The organism is Streptomyces sparsus (assembly GCF_054776295.1).
Genome location: NZ_BAAHCA010000507.1, coordinates 1 through 3536, shown reverse-complemented (window position 1 = coordinate 3536; position 3536 = coordinate 1). Strand labels below are relative to the sequence as shown.

Sequence of the window (3536 nt, the reverse complement as noted above, 5' to 3'; positions counted from 1 at the left end):
ACCGGCCGGTGGCCGGCCAGAACCACTGCCACCAGCACGCGGTACTCGGCGACGCCGCCGACCGCCGGCTGCGGCAGCGGGCCGGCCTGACCGGTGAGCTGTCCGCCGGCTGCTGCGGCCTCGCCGGCAACTTCGGCTTTGAGAAGGGGCACTTCGAGGTGTCACGGCGCTGCGCGGAGGACCAGCTGCTGCCCGCCGTCCGCGAGGCGGGACCGGACACCGAGCTGCTCGCCGACGGCTACTCCTGCCGCACCCAGCTGGAACAGCTGGCCGGGGTGCGCAGCCGGCACCTGGCGGAGGTGCTGGCGGAGGGCCTGGACCAGTCGGCGACCGGTCCGCACGACCCCGGGGCGGCGCCGGACGGACAGCGGCGACCGGAGTGAACCCCGCAGCCGCACGGTTGACGGTGTCGCCCTCCGCGTGGAGGTGGGGGTCGACGCTTGTATCGAGCGCAACTGTGTACTCGGCCTGCCCCTCGGAGGGGCAGGCCGAGCACTGCTCCCTTGTCGGCGGCCCGAAGGATGTCGCCTGGGCGCACATCGCACCCCGCGCGGATGCCGCCAAGCGGCTCGGCAGGGACTGCGGAGAGTCCGTCGCGTTCGATCGTGCCGGCGTCATCAGCGAGTAGCCCGTAGTCATGGGAAGAGGGCCTTGCACGCTGTGGAGCGCGCAAGGCCCCCGGTGACCCGTGGCGCGCGCGGGTCTGACCGATGAGGTCTCCCGGCGGTGCGCCGTGTGTGGCTTCGCGATCAGAACGGTGTTGCCCCACCGAAGGCCGAACGCCGGGTCGGATTCCCGCCGGCTTCTGATGCTGGTTCCGGCAATGCTCCACGTCATGAACCGACTTGAAGGAAACGTGGCCTTGATCACGGGCGGCAGCCGGGGCATCGGTGCCGCTGTGGCGTTACGGATGGCCGAGGAGGGCGCTGACATCGTCCTGACCTATGAGAGCAGCGCGGAACGCGCCGCCCAGGTGGTGGAGCAGATCAAGGCCAGGGGACGCCTGGCCCTGGCCGTACAGGCCGACAGCGCGGTCCCTGAGGCACTCACCGCCGCGGTGGACGAGGCCGCCGCGATGTTCGGCAGACTCGACATCCTGGTCAACAACGCTGCCGTCTTCCTCGTCGGCCCTCTTGAAGACCTGGGGCCGGCGGAGATCGATCGCACTCTGGCGGTGAACGTCCGGGCGCCGTTCGCAGCGTCCCAGGCAGCAGTGCGTCACATGGGCCGGGGCGGCCGCATCATCAGCATCGGCAGCAACATCGCCGGGCGGGCGGTCTTCCCCGGACTGGCGCTGTACTCGATGAGCAAGACGGCTCTGGTCGGGATGACGAAGGGCCTGGCCCGGGAACTCGGTCCGCGTGGAGTCACCGTCAACCTGGTGCATCCCGGCCCCACCGACACGGACACCAACCCCGCCGACGGGCCGAACGCCGAGGTGATCGCCGGCTTCACCGCCGTTGGCCGCTATGCGGAAGCGGCCGAGATCGCGGCCACCGTCGTCCACCTGGCAAGCCCGGACGGCTCGTACATCACCGGAGCCTCGATCCATGTCGACGGCGGCTTCACCGCCTGAGGGCCACCGCCCCTCGGGGGCACCGCGTACCCCGGTGACACCGCACGAACGACGGGCCCTCAGCGCGTACGACACCACGAGTCCTACCTCAGTGACCGGAACGGCGTCTGAACCGGTGTAGTGCGAGGGCATGTTCGGCAGGCTTCGGTGCGGCGTCAGTCCTCGTCGCGTGAGCCGGTCGGGCGGGCCCGGACGTGCATGCGCTCGCCCTGGGCGCCGAAGAGGCTGAGGAACTCCACCGGTCGGGTGCCCGCGTTGGCGAAGGCGTGCGGGGTCCGGGTGTCGAACTCGGCGGCCTCACCGGAGGTGAGCACGAGGTCGTGGTCACCCAGGACGAGGCGCAGCCGGCCGGAGAGCACGTACAGCCACTCGTAGCCCTCGTGCACCCGGGGTTCGGGCAGCTCGGTGCTGCCCTCCGGGCGTCCGGGCAGGATCTGCTTGTAGGCGTGCAGCCCGCCCAGGTACCTGGTCAGCGGCACGAAGGTCTGGCCGTGCCGCTTGAACGGCTGCGGATGGATGCGGGGGTCTCCGGTCGGCGGCGCGCCCACCAGTTCGTCCAGCTGCACACCGTGGGCCTTGGCCAGCGGCAGCAGCAGTTCGAGGGTGGGTTTGCGCTGCCCCGACTCCAGCCGCGACAGCGTGCTCACCGAGATGCCGGTGACCTCGCTGAGCTGCGTGAGCGTGGCGCCCCGGTCCTGCCGCAGCGCCCGCAGCCGCGGGCCCACTGCGGTCAGCACCTGCGGGATGTCGTCGTCGGCCATGCCTCTATTTGCCGACATGGCAAGCAGGTTTGTCAATCAGGTCGCGATGAGGGGGCGGGCGAAAAACGAGCAAGCATGCTTGATTGTTTCTCTCGGTGCTGCCACGCTGGCCTCCGCGTCCACCACGAGAGGGGCCCACGTGCTGCGCATCGCCAACGCCTCGGGGTTCTACGGCGACCGGTTCGGCGCCCTGCGCGAGATGCTCACCGGCGGGCCGCTGGACGTGCTCACCGGTGACTACCTGGCCGAACTGACGATGCTCATCCTCGGCCGGGACCGCCTCAAGGACCCCGCACGCGGCTACGCCAAGACGTATCTGCGGCAACTGGAGGACGGGCTCGGACTCGCCCACGAGCGGGGCGTGAAGCTGGTCAGCAACGCCGGCGGCCTCCATCCGGCCGCACTGGCCGACGCGGTACGGGAGTTGGCCGACCGGGTCGGCGTTCCGGTCCGGGTGGCGCACGTCGAGGGCGACGACCTGCTGGACCGCGGCTGGGGTGAGGGCGTGCTGACCGCCAACGCCTACCTGGGTGGTGCGGGCATCACCGCGTGCCTGCGGGCCGGCGCCGACGTGGTCGTCACCGGGAGGGTCACCGACGCCGCCCTCGTCACCGGCCCGGCCGCGGCCCACCACGGCTGGGCGGCCGACGACTTCGACGCACTGGCCGGCGCGGTCGTCGCCGGCCACGTACTCGAGTGCGGGACGCAGGCCACCGGCGGCAACTACGCGTTCTTCACCGAACTCGCCGCCCAGGGCCGCGATCTGCGGCACCCCGGCTTCCCGCTGGCGGAGATCGCCGCCGACGGCTCGGCCGTCATCACCAAGCATCCCGGCACCGGCGGCGCGGTGACGCGCGGCACCGTCACCGCCCAGTTGCTCTACGAGACGGCCGGCGCCCGGTACCTGGGCCCCGACGTCACGGCCCGGCTGGACACCGTGCGGCTCAGCGACGACGGGCCCGACCGGGTGCGCGTCGACGGGGTGCGGGGTGAGGCGCCGCCGCCGACGCTCAAGGTCGGCCTCAGCCGGCTCGGCGGCCACCGCAACGAGATCGTCTTCGTGCTGACCGGCCTGGACATCGACGCCAAGGCCGCCCTGGTCAAGGAGCAGATGGCCGCAGCGCTCGCCGCCCGCCGCCCCCGCGAGGTGCGGTGGACGCTGGCCAGGACCGGGCGGCCGGACGCCGCCGTGCAGGAGG

Annotated in this window: 3 protein-coding genes and 1 pseudogene; 3 read left to right on the top strand and 1 reads right to left on the bottom strand. The window is 71.9% G+C overall.

Going from position 1 to position 3536, the window contains the following annotated elements; all coding sequences use genetic code 11:
* Positions 1-383, top strand: a pseudogene (locus ACYVE9_RS19320) (FAD-binding oxidoreductase); the annotation flags it as partial.
* Positions 384-835: 452 nt separating this feature from the next.
* Positions 836-1576: an SDR family NAD(P)-dependent oxidoreductase gene (locus ACYVE9_RS19315; RefSeq protein WP_461029138.1), complete on the top strand. Its 741-nt coding sequence runs from the start codon at positions 836-838 to the stop codon at positions 1574-1576.
* Between the two features lie 155 nt (positions 1577-1731).
* Here the strand turns inward: ACYVE9_RS19315 and ACYVE9_RS19310 are convergent, their stop codons facing one another.
* Complete coding sequence (locus ACYVE9_RS19310) at positions 1732-2337, bottom strand: helix-turn-helix domain-containing protein (protein WP_461029140.1); 606 nt, start codon at positions 2335-2337, stop codon at positions 1732-1734.
* Between the two features lie 199 nt (positions 2338-2536).
* On the opposite strand from ACYVE9_RS19310, the gene ACYVE9_RS19305 reads away from it, so the two are divergent.
* On the top strand, positions 2537-3536 hold a 1000-nt coding region (locus ACYVE9_RS19305; RefSeq protein ID WP_461029139.1), incomplete at its 3' end, for an acyclic terpene utilization AtuA family protein.